This window comes from Bradyrhizobium sp. LB11.1 (genome assembly GCF_040549385.1).
Lineage (GTDB): Bacteria > Pseudomonadota > Alphaproteobacteria > Rhizobiales > Xanthobacteraceae > Bradyrhizobium.
Map to the genome: position 1 here is coordinate 1 of NZ_JBEPTH010000025.1, position 22,001 is coordinate 22,001.

At 57.5% G+C, this 22,001-nt stretch carries 14 protein-coding genes; 1 reads left to right on the forward strand and 13 read right to left on the reverse strand.

The genetic code is table 11. The annotated features are described in order from the left end of the window. The 3 genes from ABIA96_RS34470 to ltrA form a co-directional block, all read right to left on the reverse strand. The coding region (locus ABIA96_RS34470) for a S8 family serine peptidase (protein ID WP_354141370.1) at positions 1-2,545 on the reverse strand (2,545 nt) is incomplete at its 3' end. A 1,060-nt stretch (positions 2,546-3,605) separates the two neighbouring features. After that, a complete protein-coding gene (locus ABIA96_RS34475) occupies positions 3,606-4,286 on the reverse strand; it encodes a hypothetical protein (RefSeq protein ID WP_354141371.1) in 681 nt (226 codons plus the stop codon). A gap of 371 nt (positions 4,287-4,657) precedes the next feature. Further along, positions 4,658-5,980, reverse strand: a complete 1,323-nt coding sequence (gene ltrA / locus ABIA96_RS34480) for a group II intron reverse transcriptase/maturase (protein WP_354141372.1) — start codon at positions 5,978-5,980, stop codon at positions 4,658-4,660. A gap of 1,434 nt (positions 5,981-7,414) precedes the next feature. Between ltrA and ABIA96_RS34485 the strand changes: the two genes are divergently transcribed. Beyond that, entirely contained in the window at positions 7,415-7,621 is a 207-nt protein-coding gene (locus ABIA96_RS34485) for a hypothetical protein (protein ID WP_354141373.1), read from the forward strand. Positions 7,622-7,729: 108 nt separating this feature from the next. Here the strand turns inward: ABIA96_RS34485 and ftsZ are convergent, their stop codons facing one another. From ftsZ to ABIA96_RS34535, 10 genes are all read right to left on the reverse strand, one after another. Beyond that, entirely contained in the window at positions 7,730-8,929 is a 1,200-nt protein-coding gene (gene ftsZ, locus ABIA96_RS34490; RefSeq protein ID WP_354141374.1) for a cell division protein FtsZ, read from the reverse strand. Between the two features lie 8 nt (positions 8,930-8,937). Then, a complete protein-coding gene (locus ABIA96_RS34495) occupies positions 8,938-9,444 on the reverse strand; it encodes a hypothetical protein (protein WP_354141375.1) in 507 nt (168 codons plus the stop codon). Between the two features lie 301 nt (positions 9,445-9,745). After that, complete coding sequence (locus ABIA96_RS34500) at positions 9,746-10,981, reverse strand: hypothetical protein (RefSeq protein WP_354141376.1); 1,236 nt, start codon at positions 10,979-10,981, stop codon at positions 9,746-9,748. Between the two features lie 113 nt (positions 10,982-11,094). Continuing rightward, positions 11,095-13,431: an NACHT domain-containing protein gene (locus tag ABIA96_RS34505; RefSeq protein WP_354141377.1), complete on the reverse strand. Its 2,337-nt coding sequence runs from the start codon at positions 13,429-13,431 to the stop codon at positions 11,095-11,097. A gap of 294 nt (positions 13,432-13,725) precedes the next feature. Beyond that, positions 13,726-17,244 carry a DUF3427 domain-containing protein gene (locus ABIA96_RS34510; protein ID WP_354141378.1) on the reverse strand — a complete coding sequence of 1,173 codons (3,519 nt, stop codon included), beginning with the start codon at positions 17,242-17,244 and terminating at the stop codon, positions 13,726-13,728. A 439-nt stretch (positions 17,245-17,683) separates the two neighbouring features. Beyond that, positions 17,684-18,190 (reverse strand): phage terminase small subunit P27 family, encoded by a 507-nt coding sequence (locus ABIA96_RS34515; RefSeq protein ID WP_354141379.1) that lies wholly within the window; start codon positions 18,188-18,190, stop codon positions 17,684-17,686. Further along, positions 18,187-19,461 carry a site-specific DNA-methyltransferase gene (locus ABIA96_RS34520; protein ID WP_354141380.1) on the reverse strand — a complete coding sequence of 425 codons (1,275 nt, stop codon included), beginning with the start codon at positions 19,459-19,461 and terminating at the stop codon, positions 18,187-18,189. Before ABIA96_RS34520 ends, ABIA96_RS34515 begins: the two co-directional genes overlap by 4 nt. A 235-nt stretch (positions 19,462-19,696) precedes the next feature. Beyond that, positions 19,697-20,569, reverse strand: a complete 873-nt coding sequence (locus ABIA96_RS34525) for a helix-turn-helix domain-containing protein (RefSeq protein WP_354141381.1) — start codon at positions 20,567-20,569, stop codon at positions 19,697-19,699. A gap of 202 nt (positions 20,570-20,771) precedes the next feature. Beyond that, positions 20,772-20,993 carry a helix-turn-helix transcriptional regulator gene (locus ABIA96_RS34530; protein ID WP_247338414.1) on the reverse strand — a complete coding sequence of 74 codons (222 nt, stop codon included), beginning with the start codon at positions 20,991-20,993 and terminating at the stop codon, positions 20,772-20,774. Positions 20,994-21,083: 90 nt separating this feature from the next. Further along, complete coding sequence (locus ABIA96_RS34535) at positions 21,084-21,914, reverse strand: hypothetical protein (RefSeq protein ID WP_354141382.1); 831 nt, start codon at positions 21,912-21,914, stop codon at positions 21,084-21,086. Positions 21,915-22,001 lie beyond the last annotated feature (87 nt).

Here is a 22,001-nt window from a genome sequence, read left to right on the forward strand (position 1 = left end):
TCCAACCCGCTGCCAATCCGCATGGCGGCCTAACCCCGGCAGACGCTCCACTTATCCGCGCGGAGATTCTGTTCAGACAACCGGGACCAGCTCTCCCCACGACAATCACATCCTTGGTCGTCGGCTTCTTTGTGCTCTTCGACAAAAGCATCCGAGACGGAAATTTGGCTTTCGCTGCATTTGAGGTCTCGACCTCAAAGATTGCGAGGTCAAGATGTGCAAAGTTGACGGCATCAGAAATCGGATCCGCACCCGCGTAGACGAGCGACCTGATCTTGAACCGCTTCTCATCGCCCTCGCCGCGATCATCGAAGTTGATCGTGACGTCGTCCTGCAAAATCCATTTGCTTCCGACTTGGTCCGCGATGGCCTCGGCGACGTGGCGATTGGTCATGATCAAACCGTCACCGACGACGAAGCCCGTCCCGACATGGTCGCCATCGATGTCGACCCGACCGACCTGGCCCGCCATCTTCTTTAAGTCGTCTGGAGCAATGGCGAACGGGCCTGCCCAGTCGCTGCCTTTCAGCGAGTCCTGATCGAACACACCCTCGGTGATCTTGATTGCCGGTCGCCCTTTCATCATGACGAGGGCCTCGAGATTGGCGATATCAACGTTGCCACGAATTCCGGAGCCGCCGTTATCTGCGAGGTCCGACAAAATCTGGTCGGCGCGGTCGATGAGATTCCGCCGCGCTTCCGTACTTTCCGGCGACACCCCCAGCTTTGCATCGAGCGAGTTCAATGTACTCTCGACGTGGCGCAGGATCTCAGTTCGGCCCCCCTCCGTCAGGTATGCCTGTGCGGATTCGACAGAGGCTTCGTGTTCGCCGGGTCGCTTGCCAAGCAATTTCAGTCTGTTCCGAGCGACGGACAGAGGAAGTTCGAGGGGGCGAACCAGTTCCGGGCCGGAGCGAGCCCGCAGGAGCACGCGGTTCAGTACAGGCGGCGCGGAGGCGGCGACGGCGCGGGAAGGCTTTGGCCGAAGGCGGGACTCAACCAATCCCGCCTTCTTGGGATCGGTCCTGCGGCGCTCATCGGCGGCAAGGAAAGACGCCTCGGCACCAAAGCGCGCCCAGTCGAAGCCATCCTGATTTAGACGAGTTTCGGCGAGTTTGAAAATTTCCTCGATGTCTCGATCGCCTTTATCCAGAACTGACGGAGCAGCCATTTCGACTGCGCCAGGCGAAAGCTGGATGTCTAACAAGGGGAGCCGAAGCAGTGCATGGGCATCAACGATCCCGGCACCATTGAGACGCGCTTGCCATCCATCTGGCGTTCGCACGGTATTCTTGAGCGCTGCGCGGAAAAGCTCCTGAACGCTGATGGCACGCTTTCTGGCTTCCGCCCGTATGTTGTCGCGACCAAAATGCGAGATCCAGGTCGCGGCGACGCCGGCGGTCAGCGCGGTCGCAAACGATGTGCCCTGCCCACCCGCAACTATTCCGTTTCCATCGTCGCCAGGCGTTCTTCGCGCCACGAAGACATTCTCCGCTGGCGCAGAGATATCGACGCGCGAGCCCCGACTGGTGCCTTTCCAGGGTTTATCGCCAATATCGGTCCCGCCGAGCGAGATCACGTTACGGTCGGAAGCAGGATAGACCACGAAGCCTACGCAATTGCCCGACGCCGCCACCACGATGCAGTCGGCCGCAACGGCCTTCTTCACGGCGGCGGCAATCGGCGGGCTGTAAATGCCGCCGAGACTCATCGAGATAACGTCGGCGTTGATCGAGACGGCGTGAAGGATTGCCCGCGCGACAGGCGCGCCATCGAATATTTTGACATCCTCGATGCAGCGGATCGGCACGACTTGTGCCAGCGGTGCAGAACCTGTCATCGATCCCTGCTCGCGGCTGACAGCGGTGCTGGACGTCGCCGTGCCATGCCCCGGGTTTGCGGTGCCCTCGCGCAGCGGATCGGTCGGAATGCTCCCGCCTTCGAGAATGTTGGCGGCCTTTTCCAATGCAAGCGAGCCTGCTTCCAATTCGGCGTGTTGTGAGACACCCGTATCGGGTTGCGCGATAATCACGCCTTCGCCGCGACCATTGGGAAGTGACCACGCCTCGACGGCCCCAATCTTGTTCAAGGCCCAGCGCGTGTCGGTCGGTACTGCCGCGTCGGACCAGCAGAACGCGTTCGTGATGACGGATTCCGGCACGTCATCACGTAACAACCGCGCGTCTGGCTCGGCGTACAGCGTCGATCCGATGTCCGGCACACAAGAGACAAGACCGAGTTCGTCGGCCAGATAGGCAGAGACGGCAAAGAGCCGAGGCGGCGCAATGGCCCGGCGGACTCCAGGAAATTGGAGAACAACAAACTCCGGCGCCGTTGCGGCAAGCGGCTCCAGTGTGAAAGTTTCGACGCCCAGCAATGTGATAAGCCGGGATCGCAGGTCATCGAATTCCAGGCCATGTGGCAGTTCAAGTGTGAAGCGAACGATGCCCGGCGGCATCCCGCTCGCCGTGCCCTTCGCGGCCCGGGCAATTAGGCGCAGCAAATCCAGTTCGAATCCCGAACCACCCCGATTCGAGTTTCCCATCGCGCTCACCACAATAAAAATATGTCGCGCCGAGTAATGACTACCGAAGAATCGAGCATTAGGAAATTAAGCAACTATGGATTGAACGCTTTATTCTCCGGTTTGTCTATGGCTGATTGTGCTGTCATAGACCGCTAATGCCGCTATGCGAGGCCGCGGCGCGTCGCCAGCGCCGTCTGCCGACTTTTCAACGACCGGGCACACCGACAAAAAATGCACAAAGCTACCGACTTCGCGGCCGCGTTTTCTAACGAACATCGCCTGGTATCCCGACGTAGCGCGGCATTTTCTGGATTTCGCGCTGCGCTGTCTGGGGCCAAAGATCGCCGAAGGCGCGTGCCTCTTTGGCCGGCGCGTGCCCATGGATGCGCTCGTCCGCCCCGACGTCCATTGCAACGCTGGAGAAGCGCTGCCGCTCGCCCCTGAACGCCGTCAGCCTTATCGCCGTTCGATAATTAGAGGCTTTGCCTGGCTAAGGCGGAGCCCCTTGATCATTTCGGATCATTTTTCACCGCGCCGGTTTTCGGAAAGTAGGCGTTGCTACCGGCAGCCCCGGCCGGGGCATGACCATAATCTATTCCGGCGTTTGAAAGAGGCCGACATGTGTGGTGTAATCGGAGCGCCTTCGACTAAGCTCAGCATTGGATTTCTGTCAGCCGGCCACCACTCCCTAAGCTCAGGAGGCGAAAGAAGCGTCCAGGACGGATTTCTCGGTTTAGTCTCTCTACCACTGAGAAACGACATATTCGTATTTCGGTGGTTAGAAGTGCGCACGAGCGGCTATGAGACCCGACTGCATCCTGGAGTGAACTTTTCTTGTCGAAAGGAGTCCTCTCGAACGCAAGTCGCTTTCCCTCCTCTTTTGGAGGGTGATTAGAACTTTCCCAACGGCACAATCTATGGATTCACTTTGCACCATGGGCTGCGTTTCGCACATCCGATGTTATGGAATGATTCATGCGAGGTCCGCTCCGGTGCACTCAGCGGACAAACAAAGTTGTAAATCTGACGTCAGCGTTGGGCCATGTGCGGAGAATAAGGTCCTGCTATTGCAAGCATCTCAATATTTGAGTGCCTCCTGATCGCATCGATCACTACGCCCTTCGGGCCTAGCGGCCGATGGATCAGTTATGCCCCGTGTCGCCGTGCACTCGCGCTGCTCTGATGCAGGAACGAAGACGAGCTTCTCGTTCCTGAAATCAAACGCGCCGAAATAGGTCCAGGTATCGGAAGGTGTTCCGTTCCATAGAGGCTCAATGGAGCGCCTCTTTGGATCAACGATGTAATCGTCATAGGTTGGGCCCAAAACGGCGACCCGTCCGTCATTGACGAGATAGACGCTGGTTCTGGGCCAGTGCGTCCAATCAAAGGCAGCCAGGTGATGTCTGACCACACCTGCAGAGTTTCTCACGACGAGGTAGCGCCCCGAGTCGGTGCTCCAGTGCAAGTAAAACTCAAGTCTTAGCGTGGATTTCAAATCAGGAAGCTCGATCTCCGCAGCTTTGGCGGGGATAAGCATCGATCTGACGACGTACCAGGAGGCAGGAATACACACCGCCAAGATAGGCACCGCGGTTATCACGAGAGCGATTAGCAATAGACGAGCTTTCGTCCGCTGCATTCGCGTGAGGATCAAGATCAACAGAACGACGATGCCGGCCGCGCTGACAATAACAATTTGGGTGGACTGTTCATCGAGGATTAAGGTCCCCGCCTCCCCGAGATTGATTTGCAAACTCATTACCTGAATCGAAATGCCAGAGGTTCACCTGGTTGCATAATGCTAATATATCAACCTTTCGCGGCGTGGAATGCTCAATTTGTAACGATCGGTCGATGTCCGCAATGGGTCAAAAGCGTCGCTCTGGCACGCCGCCGTTCACTTCCGGTCTACTCCGATGATCAGACGTGCTCAGGCTCGCTTGCCACTTCGCTGATGGGCCAACAGCGGAAGTGCGGTCGGGCGCTTGCTGCTCTCCCAGACTCTTAAGTCGGCGTGGTAGAGTCGAGGATGGGCGCGGTAGCTTGGGGCCTATGGCCAACGCCCCGTTTCCCATCCCCGCTCATCAAACCGGACGAGCCGATTTCCGGCATCCGGCTTTCCGACCGGCTTCACCGCAATGCACGCGACGGGACCGCTTTGGGCAGGCGTTGAAGGCACAGAACGCCGAGTTCTCGATGAATGACATCGAACGTGAATCGGCGATTGCCGCGCCCTTGCACTTTGTGTCTTCGCGCGAGGAACCTGCGCAGACGTTCAGAGACGTATTGATCGACGCTACGGTATGCCTTGCTCCGCGAGCCGTAGCCAAAGTAGTTGGACCAGCCTCGCAGAGACCTGTTCAGCTTGTCACATACTTCCGGCCATGGATCGATATTGCTCGGCACCAGTAGATCGCCGATCTTTGTCTTGAGCCGTTGCACACTCTTCTTGGACGGGCTCGCACCCAGATACCAATTCCCGTTCGCCTCAAACCGATGCGCGCCGAACGAGTAGCCGAGGAAGTCGAAGCGTTCCTGTCGGGAGTTTCTCAACGAAGTTTTCGCCTCGTTGATCGTCAACCCGAGCTTGGTCATCACCGCCTTCGTCCACGCCAATGCCTCCGCCGCGCGACCGCGGCTGAGGATAACGAAGTCGTCGGCATAGGAGACGACGTGAGCGCGGAACGTGTCGCCGCTTTCAGTCAAACGCCAATGCTTCAGGAACCGATTCATGTAGATGTTGGCCAGCAATGGACTTGCGACGCCGCCTTGCGGCGTGCCGCGCGTGTTTCGCTTGCCACCACTCATGCGCCGGGTCTCGTCGGCGTCCCGTTCCTCGATCGGCGCCCTCAGCCACATCTTGATGAGGCGCAGGACGTTTCGATCCACCACACGCCGGGCTACTGACTTTACCAGCTCGGAATGCGGGATCGTATCGAAGTACTTGGACAAATCGGCATCAACTACGTCAGCATAGCCCCGGCATAAATGCCGGTGCACTTCCTTGACCGCGTCCACCGCCCCGCGAGCGGGCCGGTAGCCGTAGGCATTGTCCTCGAAGTCAGCCTCGAAGACCGGCTCGATCACCATCTTGGCGGCAGTCTGAATCACACGATCACGAATGGTCGGAATGCCGAGCGGACGCTCGCCACCATTCGCTTTGGGGATCATCACCCGCCGCACCGGATCAGGTCGGTACGTCTTCGAGACCAGTTCCGCGCGCAAGCCCGCCAACCATGCTTCCACGCCCTGCTCCTCGATCTGAGCAAACGTCGTCCCATCCACACCCGGCGCACCCGCATTGACGCGCGCGAGCCGATAGGCGTGGTCTAGGATGTCCTCGCGACAGATCTTGTCGTAGAGCAGATAGAAGCGGAAGGTGGGCTCCGCCTTCGCTTTGCAGTAGAGCTTTCTCTGAAGGCTCCGGATCTTATCAGGCGTTGTCAGGCTCATCACCAATCACCTTCACCTCACCATCTTCAAAAGCGCACCAGAAGTCGGGGCCCTTTGCTCCGCCGGCATTACCCGGCATCAACGCTCCTATTGCCCCGTCCGACTCCCGCCGTGACCACCGCCTGATGCGATGCTGAGGCCGCTACCCTCGTCCGCGACGGGTCTCCCCCTGTAACTACGAACTACCCTACCGACGTGCCGTACCCACTACCCCGGCGGATCGCGTGGGTGCGCGTGTCGATTGCTTCCCCACACGTGCGGCCTTCCCCAAATGACCGGAGGGTCGGCATCCGCATTAGAACTTTCGAGGCCTGCTCGGGCTTCACTCTGTTACGGCCCACCGGATCGCTCAGCAGCCCAAGGCCGCCTTTGTCGCAGGGCTCCGACCCAGCCAGTTACCCGACCGAGCCGCCTGCCAGCTTCCGGACCAATCGACAATTATCCGGGTGAGACCCTCCCTCACTGGTAGTTCGCGCCCTCGGGGCGCACGGTCAATAGCGTCGGTTTGGCCGCAGCCGTTGACTTCCGGGGAAGATGGCCGGTCTCAACCATCAAGCTTGCGGAGTCCTAGACCTCGCATCGGCTGCACGTTGCCCAGATCGCGCGCTCCTTTCAAAACATTCCAATCAGAATGAAAAGCCCGACCTCGGTCAGGAAAGTGACGCTCATGATCGCGACCGTAAGGAACACGTCGCTCGCCGAGAGAGGATTCATGAATGCCTCGCGTCTTGCGAAGCCCCGGGAGTAAATCATTCAGGTTGGAAAATGTTTCGGTTCCAAACGCAGACGGCGCGAGATGCGAGCGGCGCCGGCATCCGAGGCGGCCTAAGGCAAAGTCCACAGAGGGTCAAAATGCGCCGTTTTAACCCTCTGCGGTCAATTCCGGTCTACCCCAAGGAACGGACATTGTCAGACCGATCCGGTTGGTCTGTTTCGTGCCAGGAGCGGTCATACAAGGTCATTGCATGCGTATTGGATGATCGCGTCTAGAACTCGCGCCTTCGGCATTCGTCATCCTTACGCAGAGCGAATTCAATCTCGTCGGCAGCCCTCTGTACGGCGTCATGCGGACCGTCCGCGCTAAACGCGCGAGAGCCGCCGGGATGTCCCCAGCAGCTCGCGCGTTGCGTAGCGATGTGGTGCGACGCGCAGCGTCGCGTGGTGGAACGTTGCGATGCGCCCAGGCGCGCCGCGTTGCCTACCGTGATGTCGATAAGTCCTACGCGTCTCATCGACCAACCTAACGTGGCTGGTCGCGAGGCGACTTCAAGACAGTGCTACTGCCGTAGTCGCCGTCTCTTTCCGATCGCGCCTTTCGATCGCGCCGAAAAAGCTGTGACTGCTGGAACGAGACGATGCTCGCGCAGGGTGCCGTTGAGCCATCATACCTGCCAAAAGCGTGATACGCTTGGCGGAAAGCAGCGGGAGACCTAGATGTCAGAAGACGCCCTTATCGTCATAACGAGCGCCATCAAAACCGCTTTCATTGATCATCCCGGTTCTGGGCACGGCACGACGTGGGACCAAGTCACGAAAAGCGACGAAGAAAGTATTCATCTCGCCAAGGCTGTTCTGGTTGCTCTTCGCAAAGCCGGATATTCCGTTACCAAGGTCGAGGACCAGAATGCCCCGAAGCCCTAAAGGCAGACGTAGCAACGGTCGTTCGAAATGAGTTACTTTGGTTCTTAAGACGTCTCAATTCGCCTTGCGGCGTAGAAAGGCCGGGATGTCGAGAACGTCTTCCTCGATTCAATTGCGCACAGTAGAGGAGCGGCCGTACGGATCGAGGGCTTGCGGAGCCACACGGCGCGCATACTCCGAAATTGGCTTTGCCGGTTGGGCCGTCGTCGGTGGGAGCGGCGAGCTCTCCAATGGCGGCGGCTCCGGTGCCTTACGCTCAGTGCAGTCGGCGATGCGACGACTGTCGTTGCCTAGCCTGCCGGCGAGTTCTGCGAGTGAGCTTTCAGTTGGTTGCATCTGGCGCGCCGGGGCAAGATTATCGATTCCGGTCGCTACCACCGAGACGCGGACTATCCCTTCCAGACTTTCATCAAAAGTGGCGCCGACGATGATGTTGGCGTCCGGGTCGGCCTCTTCGCGAATGCGGCTAGCCGCTTCGTCGATCTCGAATAGTGTCAGGTCGTGGCCGCCGGTGATGGAGATGATGAGGCCACTGGCTCGCTTGATCGAGGGGTCCTCGATCAATGGATTGGAAATCGCGGCCACAGCGGCCTTGAGCACACGCTTCGCGCCAGAAGCCTCACCCCTGCCCATCATGGCTTTGCCCTTCTCTCGCATGATGGAGAGAACGTCGGCAAAATCGAGATTAATCAGGCCCTCCTTGACTATAAGGTCGCTGATGCAGGCCACACCCGAATAGAGCACTTGGTCGGCTAGGCCGAAAGCTTCGGCGAATGTGGTTTTCTCGTTGGTCACCCGAAACAAGTTCTGGTTTGGGATGATCAGCAGGGTGTCCACCGCCTTCAGCAGATCTTCGATGCCTGCTTCGGCAAAGCGCATGCGGCGCTGGCCCTCGAATTGGAATGGCTTGGTCACTACACCGATGGTGAGAATGCCAAGCTCACGCGCGGTCTTGGCTATAACAGGCGCTGCCCCGGTGCCGGTGCCGCCGCCCATGCCGGCGGTAACGAACACCATGTGTGCGCCGGTCAAATGATCGCGGATTGCATCAATTGCCTCTTCGGCTGCGGCGCGCCCCACATCGGGCTGCGAGCCGGCGCCCAGGCCCCTGGTCACCTGGGTGCCCATTTGGATGAGGAGCTTGGCCTTCGACATGGTGAGCGCCTGTGCGTCGGTATTGGCGACGACGAAGTCGACACCCTGCAGCCCGGCCGCGATCATGTTGTTGACGGCATTGCCGCCGCCGCCGCCGACCCCGAATACGATAATGCGCGCTTTCAGCTCGCGAATATCGGTGATGTTGGTCATTTTCCGCCTCACGATTGCGGCGGCAAGCTGGGGAACCTGCAAGCCTTGCGATCTGCTTTCACCAAGTCCGCGACTAGATCGCCCAGCCGGGAAGCGGCTTGTCCGTGGCTCTCGATCGCGCCACTAGCTTGGACACCGGCCCGCAGAGAGCCTTCAAGCCGCGCCGTCATCTCCTTGGCCGCCGTAGCCTCAGCAGTCGCCCGCAGCACTTCTGCCATCAGGCGGTCAGCGCGCTCGCGCTCGAAATCTGCCCGATGAGCGGCTGCTGTCGCCTCGAGCCGCGCGATCTCCGCCTGCAACATCACGATCTTTGTTGGCAGGGCGTCTCCCGCCTGGCGACTGCGTGGTCGCCGTGGCGTATGCGGCATTTCAGCGAGATCAACGCACACCAATGCGTTGCCATTATCCGAAAGTGAGCGCGGCAAGTGGCGCCGCTTGGCAGGCGAACGAGCGGCCACTGGCGAGATTTTCAGGCGGGCAGCAAGTGCGACATATGTCAGCGTCTCAATGGGCATCGGCTGTCCTCCTTGGGAACGAACCGGACAGTGTGCGCTGATAACCAAAGGCTAGGCCGCCATGGTTAAGAGATCGTTAACGCGCGAGCAGTGATCTGCCGATTGGGCGCGTGGCGGAGGGGGTACGTCAAACCGACTGACCTCGCCTCGGGAGGGCGCCGGCCGAAGGGGCGATGACTTGGTGCAGCGGCAGCTGAGTGGCTGCGTTCGCACATCAAATGTTATGGAAGAAGATGGCCAGAGGCCTAGCTCCTTCTCCGCATGACTGGGAGCGCAAGAACAGCAGCGTGCTAAAGCAGCGCTAGTCGGCGTGTCCCGCTTCATCCGCGACCACGTCGCGGATTCTGGGACGCAGGACGTTCACAAAGGTGTTTACGCGCTCCGCCAACCAGTCAAAGGCCGCCTTTCGAATGGTAGTGTCGTTCAAGTTTCCTACTGTCTTGGAATCGATGATCCTCTTGCGATTATATTTGTCGTCGATCAGCCGGGCTGCGCCGTTCAAAGCGGGTTTGACTTCGTCCCAGTTGGCAATGATTTCATTCATAGCGATCTCGCCGGGGCTGTTCTGACTGGCAGAGAGGAAAACGCCGACCTCTCCTTTGTGAAAGTCTCGGTAGACAGTGAGCCAGCTACTGCCTTGGGGAGCCGGCAACATAAAGGCTAGGTAGCCCTGACGCGCAGGCTTCGGGACGACCTGCGTCCGATCGTCCAGCCGCAAATGAGAGTCCAAAAACTCTTTCCAGAATGCCTGCTGTGTAGCGACCAAAGCAGCGCGGTCTGGATCGATCTCTGTGTCATCCTCAGCTGCGACTTCGTTCAGATCCTGCACAACAAAGCCTTCGGGCGCCGCAACGACATTGCGCAAAATGGATGTTGTGCGGGCGACGACACGGGGAGCGACCAAATGATCTCCGCTAGGCAACCGATAGATCGGAAACTCCACAAGACCAAAGGTGAAATGCAATCCGGCATGGATCTGCAGATAACTTGCTATTGCCTCGACATCCTCGCGCACTCCATCACCAAGGATTAGTAGCAGAAAGCGACCGCGGCGAAGGTTTGCGGTGACAGCGTCGGTGAATTGGATCTCGTCAGTATTCGGGGCTACTCTGCGGACAAGTTGGAGAAGTGCGTTCGGCCCCATGCCTGTGCGGCTCCCGACTTCTCGCTGGAGATCAGAAAAGGACCATCGACTAAGCACCTTGGCATAGTCGAGGATCTGGCCGATCACCTCGCGCCGCGCTTCCGGATTGCGCCACAGTTTGCACTCCACAAGCACCGGCAGGCCGGTGGGAGTGATCAGAAAATTGTCGACCCGGCCCGCCTTGCCAAGCTGCATCTCACGGCAGACGCTAATTGGCCCCGCAAACATTGGGTCAATTTCTGCGACTGGCAGAGCCGACGGGTGAGCGTGAACTAACTCCTGTATTTGTGCTTCGAGCAAAGTTGCTGCGGATCCGTGCTGCGGGACAAGCTCAAGAACCGCTGAGTTCCCTTCCGCAGTGAGAAGAATAGGCGCGCTATGTTGCCGATCCAATGTTCGCTCCGTGGACGTCGTTACAACCGACTTCTCGTCCCGCGATGCTCGCCGTGAGGCGAGCTCTTCGACCCTGCCTTTAGGGGAAATAGGGCGACGCCCAACGGCGTTCTCTAAAACTCCAGCAGCACATCATCCGGAATTGCTAGAGTATCAATGAGAAAGTTGGCGCGCTTGGTGTGAGCCCTATTTGGATGGACGATCGAACCATCAGACCTTTCTCGCCCACTGGTATAAGTGACTTTATGCTTGGCTAGATTTATGAGGCAATTCTCTACAAGACCTGGGGCAAGCCTTCCGATGCCGCGAAAGAATGCAGCGCGCTTTCTTCCCGATCCCGGCTGGCGAAACAGCTTACGAAGGCAAATCTTTAGCACTTTGAAATGATCTGGAATTGACATTTCAAGCACATCTGCGTTTGTGCCATCAGCAATTTCTAGCGTCGCGATTTTATCGTTACGGATTCCTAATCCTTCCAGATGCTCGGCCATAGCTGAGGAACAATATAGAAGCCCGATTCGGCTATTACTGAACTGCACTGTCTTCAGCGCTGCGAAGTCTGCGGAGACGTCTAACTGCTCAATCACGCAATCCTCAAAGAGGAGACGCAGGCGGCTTGCCACAGCTGCTTCAATCTCAATGGCGGGCAGCAGGGCGCTTCGAAGACGCACCGAGCGAAGATCGCTCCTTAAACAAATCTCCGGCTCTCTCATCGCGCACAACAGCAGATCCGCGAGGAGATTTCCTCGACTTAGCATATGGTCGGTTGAGACCTCCAGCAGCGCAACACCAAGAGCGCCCAACTGATTGGTTGCCTTAAGGGCTGAGATAACGACATCTACGGTCAGATCAGAGATTGCTGACCTTGTGTTCAGAAGAGATTCCAACAGAGGACGAACTGGCTCGGACCTTATGTACTGCTTGTCCCGGCTTGAGAGAACTCCCACGGCCTCCACGATCGAACCAGCCTGAGCTGCCTCGAAGAACGCTTGATCGATGAAGCTCCGCTCTTCATTGGATCTTCCCGCCGTTAGTCCTGGCAATCGCATTAATACCTGTTGAACAGACAGTTCAGGCTCCATCTGAAATACTTCCCTGAAAGCCTGCGCCACGTGGAGGCTAGTCACCCGCCCAACATCAGCGATATTAGTTCGAGCATGCAATGCGACGCGTTCTACGAGACGTCTGATTTGCGCTGGCTCCGCGCCGCGCGCTACCTTCGTCTCTCGCTTCGAAAGTTTATCGAGCAAGCTGTTCCACCCATCGCCCGGAGAAGGAGGAGACAAAATGCCATCCAACTCGCCCCCTTCCTCTCGCAGTTGGAAATAAATATAGGACAGCAACAACGGGCGTTGGGGCAGCCATTCCAAGATAATTGGATCTTTCGCTTTCGGAAGGATCTTTCGAAATAACGCCTTAACTTCCGTTTCGTTTAGGTCGTGCAGTGATACGTGGGAGAACAGCGAAGCGCCGAGGCTCTCCTTCATCTCATCGAAGGTTGCAAAATAGCTTTCGCGGCCAGAAACGAAAATCGGTGTCTGGGCTGGCGAATCCTGAATGAAAGCACGGATTATGTGGGACGACGCAAACCGAATGTCCTTGGAAGACGTCGTCAGTCGCGTGAAACCCGTCCGAATGAGTTCGTCGAAGCCATCCAAAATCACGATGCAGCCGTCCGACGTCCAGGCATGAACGAGCTTATCGCGCTCACTTCTGAGACCAACCCATTTGGCATGACGCTCAATCAGATCTACCGCATCGTCGTGATCATCAAGGGCGGAGTCGGCCAGGTTGACGTAGAGAGGAAACCGTGTGATTTCGCCGTTGTTGAACTTTTCTTGCAAGCGGAAGAAAAGTTCTCGGAAGGTCATGCTTTTCCCAACGCCAAAATCGCCGGTGACTATAATCCTGGAGCGCTTCTTCTGAACAAGGTCCTCGGTGAGACGATCTAGCGACAGCTCTTGCGCCGTTCCTGCAATGCGCAGCGGAACGCTCACAAACTGATTGCGAGAGACCTCGAGACTGTCGTCGGTCGGATTGCGAACGCTCCCAAATGGGCGTTTTGAGCGCTCGATAAGATATGTCGAGCTGCAATTATATTGATTGATGAACGCAGGCAAAGAGCATGCCGTGATCCAGGATCCATTTTGCTCAGCAACGCGGTGAACGTCCGGTGATGGGTCAGTGGGTGTTATAAAGAAGCCTCTTATCGGTTTGCCCAGCGCATCCCCAAAAATGGGACGCCTTAGATCACGAATCTTTCCGATGTCTTTTTCGGCCTTCTTCTTTGAGCGCTCGATAGTGCATTCAATGATCAAATGCTCGGAGCCGGTATCAACCAAGATGTCGACTTCTCGGCCATCAAAGCTTCGGTTTTCCTGAACGTTCTGCCAATTCTTCTTACAAAACTCGAGAACGAGATGTTCGAAGCCACGACCTGCATCAATCATCCCGTCCCCCCATCCTAAGAATCATTTCTACTATTAGCTGAATGCCACCCCACCGCAACCAACATCGACGCTTCAAAGACCCCACATTAGTCGAAGCAAGAGGGGGCTGCGTAAGAGGCTGGGTGAGTGAGCTGCCGTGCAAATAGTTACACGGCCCTGCGAGCATTCTGTTTCCACGGCGCCGCGCTTTCCAAGCCCCAGTTTCCTTGCAGACGGCGCGTGTCCTGGAACTCTTCCTTATCTTCAGATATGAGATGTTATGGAAGAAGTTGGCCAGTGGCCGAGCAAGCGGCCCTACGGCGGTACGCTTAGCGTCGTGTGCAGGGTCGGCGGGACCGGCTCTCGCAACTGCCATCTGATTGAGATCGGCGCCTCACCCTCCCAGGAGAGAAAGTCGACCTGGCCGCAATAAACGAAGGGCGTCGGCTTTGAGCCCGTCTTCTTCGTTGGCCGCACGAATAGATGGACCCTGTGACCACGCGATTGATGATTCCGTAGTAGCTGTCCATGCTTTGACGCTTGTGTCGTTCGCCTCTGACTTTGCCAAGCGAACTCGCGATCGGACACAAAGTGATCGACGTATCGATGATCCTGATTCATGTCGTCTTTTGACAACGTAACCAAGAGAAAGATGTCGGGATCTTGAGCGACGAAGCCGGCATTCCAGATGGCTTGACTGAACGTCAGGTTAAAGGCGGGTGGTATGACTTCCCTTAGATAGCGTCCCCAAACCTGCACCCCCTGGGAGGCAGATACTTTTAACGGCTCCATGGCAAAGCCGGATAGACCACGTTTCAATCTCACGCGTTCGCCGCGACCGGGAAGGCCCGCGTCTTCCCCAAACCATCCGCGGAGAACTTCAGGCAGAATATTTTCACCCTGCTCGTTTCGGCGGAGGACATTGATCGCAATCTTCGCGATCACCGCCTCATAGACCTGACCATCGATTTCGACCGAAGCCGGGCCAACATCGAGGTCGAGGCTCATTGCGGAGCTAGGAAGGAACAGTATCGGGCGATCGCCGGAGCGAGCTACTCGGCAAACAACATCGGCTGTCGCATTAGCGGCCGTGGGTCGACTGAGGTATTGTGCCAGCCGCCAGTCTAGTACCTCACGAAGTAGCTCTCGGAAGGCATCGACCTCCTCGATCTCGAAAGTTGTAGACAGACGATCGCCGTCAAACCGAAGAAAGGATATCTCATCGGTCCCTCTTGCTTCCACAAACGCCCGGATCGGATTTTCGAGAAGCAGACGTCGTAACCCCTTCGAGTCGTTGGGATCGACGGAGAAATCGTCGCGAACTCGATGGTATCGATTAGCGAAGGCGGCAACGTGCTCAACGAGCTGATCAATCCCAATCTCGCCAGGTATCGCGTCAGCGGAGAGGAGAGCAAGCAGAAGCACAATCTTGTAGCTCCGCGAGATCTCCGTTTTTTCCATGGCTTCCAGAAATGCCCGTGCGGCAGTGAAGGCTGCGGCCTCTTCTTCGGATAAGCCGTTCATACGCAAAACGAAGCCGAGCCAGGACCGTTCGCTATTGCTGCGCGGATTGATCCCTTCGTGAAACGCTTCGGTCGCCGATGGACGAACGCCGTGTCGCTCGAGGAAGTCCTTGTAAAACGCCTCAATCGCGGTCTCGGCGCGCGAGGGCTTCAATAGCTCTTCCAAGATCTGGACGGTCTCGAGTTCGTAAGTAACGGAGCAACCTTCAGGCAAATTGAGTTTTTGCTTGATAAGCTCGTCGAGAATAGCCCGCAAGGCACCCATGCTGGTTGCTTCTCGATCAGCAAGGGCCGCGACAGAGCGCAATTTCATCAGAAACGATCGGTGATTGCCAATATAATCAATGACTTTCAGATGCGGCTTGCCTGGGGCCTTACGAAGGCCTCGGCCGAATTGCTGCATCCAAATAACCGTCGATTCGGTTGGTCGCAGCATCAACACCGTATCGATACTGGGAACATCCACCCCCTCATTGAACATGTCTACGGAGAAAATGACTTCAAGTTCGCCACTCGCGAGCTGCTGCAACGACGTTGTCCTTGGAGCACTTTCATCACCGGCATGAACCGCAACCGATCGCACGCCGTGCGCATTGAAGAACTCTGCCATGAAATTTGCGTGCCGCTGGGAGCAGCAGAACGCGATGCACCGCTTCGCGTCATATTTTCGGAATTGCTCCAGTGCATTTGCCGCCCGCGCTTCGGTTGCGACGGCCGCCGTCAGTTCGGTCGGGTCAAAGCGAGAGTTACGCCAAGGGATATTGGTGTAATCGACCAAATCCGGAACACCCCAGTATTGGAACGGGCAAAGCAAATCTGCAGAGACGCCATCTGGCACGGAAGCCTCAAATACGAGGTTCTCCTGGCAGAGAGCGAGGAGATCGCCGCCATCCATTCGCTCTGGCGTCGCCGTCAGGCCAAGCAGGAATTTCGGCTGGAAGTGGTCGATGATCCGCCGATAGGTCGCGGCGGCGGCATGGTGAAATTCATCGATGATAATGTAGTCGAAGGTGGACGGGTCAAAGCTGCTGAGATGCTGCGTACGGCTGAGAGTCTGCACTGACGCAAAGAGCAGATCTGCATCAACCTCCCTTTCAGCCGCAGCCAAACGTCCTATGGACGCTTTCGGTCGCACACGACGGAAATTGTCTATGGCTTGATTTAAGATTTCTTCGCGGTGAGCGACAAATAAAACGCGGCGAAACTCCGGCCGATCCGAGTCGAACGCGGACAGCCAGGTCTTGCCGAGGCCCGTAGCCAAAACGACCAAGCCTGCCGAAAAGCCTTCCTGCCGGGTTCCCACCAGCGCGGCCAACGCAGCTTGCTGGAGAGCGTGAGGGACTGCCGCCGGCAATGGCGCCTCTTCGGCGACTTCAGCGGCACGCCAGTCTGGTTGAACACGACGACTTTCGTACTCGCTAATCCAGGCTTCGTCAGCGTGAACCGTAGCGTCTGCGGCGAAGATGTTCTCAAAGCCCGCAATGATTTCCGAGAAGCCCGCCCGCTCATCTTGGGCGACTACCTTATAGTTCCACTCAATCGAATCGGTTAGCGCAGGGCCCGAGAGATTCGAGCTCCCAACAAAGGCAATGCCCTGGCCGTGCGCGTGAAATATATAGGTCTTTAGATGAAAGCCGCGATCTCGTGCTTCATAAACGCGAACATCGATATTTCCTGATAGGTCATTAAGTCGTCGCAAGGCCGTGGGTTCAGTGACATCCAAGTAATCCCCCACCAACACTCGCGCTCGCCCTCCGCGTCTCAAGAAGTCCCGAAGGTGCGCACCAATCATACGGGCGCCGCTGTCGAGTAGGAACGCAACGGCGATATCGCACTCTGTTGACCTGTCGAGGTTTAAGAGAAGATGGGGCAAAAGAGGATCAGCGCCTCCCGTAACAAGCCTTGGTCCGACCATCGGACTTTGTTGAATCACGCTACCAGCAAGATAGTTAGCCTTGTGGGGCAGAACGTGCCGAATGCCGCCACGAGGATCGGCTATGTCGTTGGAATAGCGCGGGATGATGTGGAGATGGAAATGAAAGACAGTTTGGCCTCCCGCTTGTCCTTCGTTGAACCCCACATTGAACCCATCGGGTCGGAATCTTTCGGAAGCGATCGACTTTCCCCGTTCCACAGCTGACCAGATCGCAGCCTGTTCAGTGGGGCTGAGCTCTGACCAGACAGCCGCGTGACTTCGCGGAATAATTAGAAGATGACCGGGGCTGACCGGAAACGCATCCCAAATGGCGATCACTAGATCGGTTGCGAATGCGATGCGACCTGGATCGACCGAACAAAATGGGCAGTTCATTGCACCCCAATCGCTTTCATAGGTCTTCGCTCATGATGGTCACCGAGCATTGGCATGGGCACCCCCTCCCCCTGAATTACGCGACATTTTCCAGGGCGCCAGTCGGCGACCTCCCAACAGAAAATAAATGCCAAGAATCGCGGTCGTTCACACTCGCGATTGCTAATAGGGCCTCTCCCAAGCACTCTCAAGTGCCCGATGCAACAACGCTTTTCCTCACTCTCTCGAAACTCAACCGGGCTGCAGGCTGAGAGACCTCGCTGCAAAAGACCCGCCGACGAAAAAAAATCCCTGAATGAGAGTGGGGCCGGTCCGCGGGGCGGGAGGCCCTGAGGAATTGACTACCCCCCACCCCTCCCGACATCAGCGGCTCGACCAGCGGCTTTTAGTATTTAATTCCTGGATTTTGCGCATGAACCAGGGAGACCGGTCCGGGGCATCAATCCCTAGAGTTTTGACTACCCCCGCCATCGACAACGTCTTCCTCATACTCCTCTGCCGCCAGCTCTAGCAGCGGCAGCTGATCAGGTGGAGGCGCTGATATCCGGCTGCGGCTTGCCGGCGTAAAGCCGAACTCTGACGCAATGCGCATCATGAGCTCTGCCTGCCTGTTGGCAATCGAGAGATACGGCGACTGGATGGGATAGCCGGTCGGCGACTTCACCATCGTCCCATATTTCTGGATCTGCTCCATCGCTTCCGCCCAAAGCGCGTAGGCCCCGCAATAGGTGGCAAGCGCACCGCGATCCAGGTGTGTAACTAAGTTCAGCTTGGACAGCTCCGCGGTTAGACGGATCCATTCTTGCTTGGCGACAGGGTTTAGCTGAGGGGGACAATCCGGCATTGCGGGCTCGGGCCTTGGCTCATGGGGATTGAGAGGGCGTTTGCCAGGATTGCCGGTCAACGCCTTGATCCTGGTCGGCTTCGGGCGGCGGCCGCGCATCATGACTTTTCTCCAACTGACGACGCCTCTGCCGCGAGGGCGTCAAACAGGGCGCTGTCGCTCGCACGCTTCGCCTTCTCGCCCGTAAAGGTCTGCCAGCGACGGATCGCAAGGTCGACGAAGAGCGGATCGATCTCGAGTGCAAAACAAACTCGTCCGCACGATTGCGCTGCGATCAGCGTGGTCCCGCTACCCAGAAACGGTTCGTAGATGGTCTGCCCAGGGCCGGAATTGTTCAGCATAGGCCTTCGCATACACTCGACCGGCTTTTGGGTAGCGTGCCGAGTTTCAGCGTCTTGCCCACCGCTACCGATCGTCCACAACGTGGTCTGCTTGCGGTCGCCGGTCCAGTAGCCCTTCTTTCGCACCGCGTACCAACAGGGCTCGTGCTGCCAATGGTAGTCGCCCTGGCTCATCACCAGACGCTCCTTGGCCCAGATGATCTGCGCCCGGACCGTAAAGCCGCTCTTGGCGAGGCTTTCGGCGACGATCGACGAACGGAGTGCACCGTGCCAGACGTAGGCGATCTCGCCGGGGAACAAGTTCCAAGTCGGGGTCCAATCCGCGATTTCATCGTTGCGGATCTTGCCCTTGCGCGCAGAGGTGTTGACCCCTCGGCGGTGCCGCCATTCCGGGTCGTATTCGACACCATAGGGCGGGTCCGTGACCATCAACTGGGGCGCAGTGCCCCCGAAGAGCGACTCCACCAGGCTGGCTTCCCTGCTGTCGCCACATGCAATCCGATGGGCGCCCAATTGCCAGATATCGCCTGGCTGCGACACGGCGATTTCGGCTACCTCGGGGATCTCGTCCTCGTCCGTCAGACCACCTTCCACTCGCGAAAGCGCTCTCGCCAACTCCCTGCTGCTGAAGCCGAGGGTCGAAAGATCGGCGCCCATCCCCGATAGATCAGCCAACTCAAGGCTAAGCATTTCGGCATCCCAGCCGGCATTCAGGGCAATCCGATTGTCGGCGAGCACAAGTTGCCGCCGCTTAACTTCTGTCAGACCATGAAGAACGACCACTGGTGCCTCGGTCAGTCCTAGCTTGCGCGCCGCAGCCAGCCGACCGTGGCCGGCTATGATGTCGCCGGCCTCGCTGACCAGGATAGGATTTGAGAAACCGAACGCACGAATGCTGCCGGCGATCTCAGCAATTTGTCCGGCGCTGTGCGTCCTCGCGTTGCGCGCATATGGGATCAATCGGTCGAGTGGCCAATATTCGACTTGCAGAGCGGTCCCCAATTCCAGACCTGGCACATCTTGTTCATTCATTCGTCATTCCCCATTTCGTCCCGATCTGCAGCCCTCCCCCCTAGGGAATTTCGCGACTGCTTTTTCGAACGTACCGCTCATGATTTTCTTGTCGTGTTGCGGCCCGCGAAGCTCGGCTGCACCGCGCGCACACAAAAAATAATTCCGCGGAATTTTGCGGCAAAAAATCCGTCACTAGAGGACCGGTCCGCGAGGTAACCTTCCAAGTTTTGGCCGGCCCCCGCGACCTTCATTGCTAACGCGCGGAGCGCGCGCGCAGCTTCGTCAGTCTTAAAGTTTCGTCGTCAAGTTGGTGACGGCGCTCCAACGCCGTGAGGCGCTCAAGCTCTGCGTTGTCGAGTTCACCCAGAAGCACCCAACCGTCAGGCCCCAACTTGCAAGCTATTCGGTTCTGAATAGCCTCTGTTGGCTCTTGCTTGTCCCGAAAAGCCTGCAGTCTTGCCCCGGCGTCGTTCGATGATGTTGCGGCTGACGGTTCTCTTAAAGGTTCTATTGAAGGTTTAAGCCGCATAGCTGCGCGGCCCGGCTGGCGCTCTGTATGCGGCGCGGCCATGCCGCAATCCGAAAGCCCACTGTCTACATCAATCGTCCTCGCCGCGGCCTGGCAAGTGCCCGAAACATCGCGCGGTCCAGCGTCGAAAGACCTGATCGTTTGGATGAGGCAATCTGCGGCTTCGATGAGGCTTCCTGATGCTGCCAGCCGTTCACCGCTATAATGTTTTGCGAAGTTGCCAGAGGTCGCAGGACGGTTACCTCCCTGCCCACCCGGCTTCGTGCGGAGCGGCCGGTCCGCGTTCTGCGATTGGTATGCATTTTGTGGTCCGGCCTCAGGGGTGGACATGCTCAGCTGATAAACGAAAGTTTGCCATTGCCCGCGACGCTTCGGCGGACGTGTAATCGACAGAAGTCCTCCGTGTTTAAGTTTTTTTGTGTGTCGCTGGATCGTATCGAGCGACATACCCGCGTCGTCGGCTAGCGTCTCTTGAGAAGGCCAACAGATACCGTGCTTATCGGCATAAGTCGCTAAGACGAGAAGCAGAAGCTTGCGTGCAGGCGGCTTGACCCTCTGGCGCATAGCCCAGGCTGTAGCTTGCCAACTCATCGGCATCCATCCACTGCCGCGTAGATGCAATGAAGAGCCTGCTTCCGCTTGCGAAAGATTCCCAGGCTCCGGTCGTCTTGATCGAAAGCCTGATATTCTCGCTCTCCCGACCGAACGAAGCGACCAAGCCGCGCGCGACCGAAATAAACAGAATATTCGAGCGGGTTTTCTGCCCAGCAATCACGCCTGTTCTCAAGACGACGATTCTTCACGATCGGCACTCCGAAGAGCGACCACAGGTATTTGCATCAATCCAGGCGATGAGGTCGCGGCGCCGATACCGCACGGCTCGACCAACTTGAACAAAGGGTGGGCCGGCCGATCGGATGCGCCACGATTGAAGCGTCCGAATGGAGAGGCACAGCAGGTCTGCCGCCTCCTGCTCCCTCAACAGGGCGTCTGGGTCTTTGGTGGGATTCGCGAGGGTCATGTCACTACTGCATTGGTTTCGATGCAGTAAGACTGGCTACGTTTGCGAGCTGAAAATAGCTGACGCGATTTCGAAGTGCGGTGATTAGAATTACGACTGCTTGCGCCTGGGTCCTGGGCGGCCCCAAAAATACCTCTGCTTCTCGCTCAAGGTACTAAGGACAGTTGCCCGGCATCTATCGAATTCTCTTTTGCTAAGTGTTTTTGGCCATTTCGACTTTGCATCTCTCCATAGCTGAGTGTTGGTCAATGGGGAGGCGCTCGGATCGGACATCATGGCGCCGAGCCAGTCTACACATCGACGGCGGGAATTCTCTTTGGTCTGGATCTGCTTTCGGGCCCTAGTCGGTTCTTCGGCATTTGGCCGGGACACAACGAATTGCGCATTTGATGGATGCTGATCGGGAAGTTGAAGGCAGACACCCGTCCAGAGAGCAACGGGGCGATGATCCTTCATCTCGCAAATCGCACTATTTTTGACGTCTATGACAAGGTCCGCGCGCCTCCACTGGCCAGTCCCGATCGGCCCCTCAACTCCCGTGGCGTTGAAGGTACCAACTGCAATGAGCTGGCCCTGTGCGAGGTAACTGACAAGCGCAGCGAGACGATCCGCGATTAATGTTGAAGCAGCAGTTTCCAGCTCAGATGGAGTTGGCAGCGGTCGATCCAGGAACATAACAGGCGAGCTTACGAACGCGTAGGCGATATCCGCTGCGGAGATATGCAGGGGCCAGTGAAAGTTAACAAACGCCCCCGGAAACTGCCCCTCTAGAAACACGTGCGAATTGCCGGGCCGTACCTGCATGATTCGCCGGCCTATCTCGGCGATCTCGTCATCCTGGATGACATGCCTATGGAAGGCCTCCGCCAGGGGTAGGCCGCCCAGATCATCCGGCGCGCGTTTGACCGCTTCTGATAGCATCCCGCCTCACGCCTTCTGTGCTCATCGTTGCCGCGAATCAGCGGCACATTTTTTCGCTATCCGAGACGAAACGGAAGATTGCAGCTG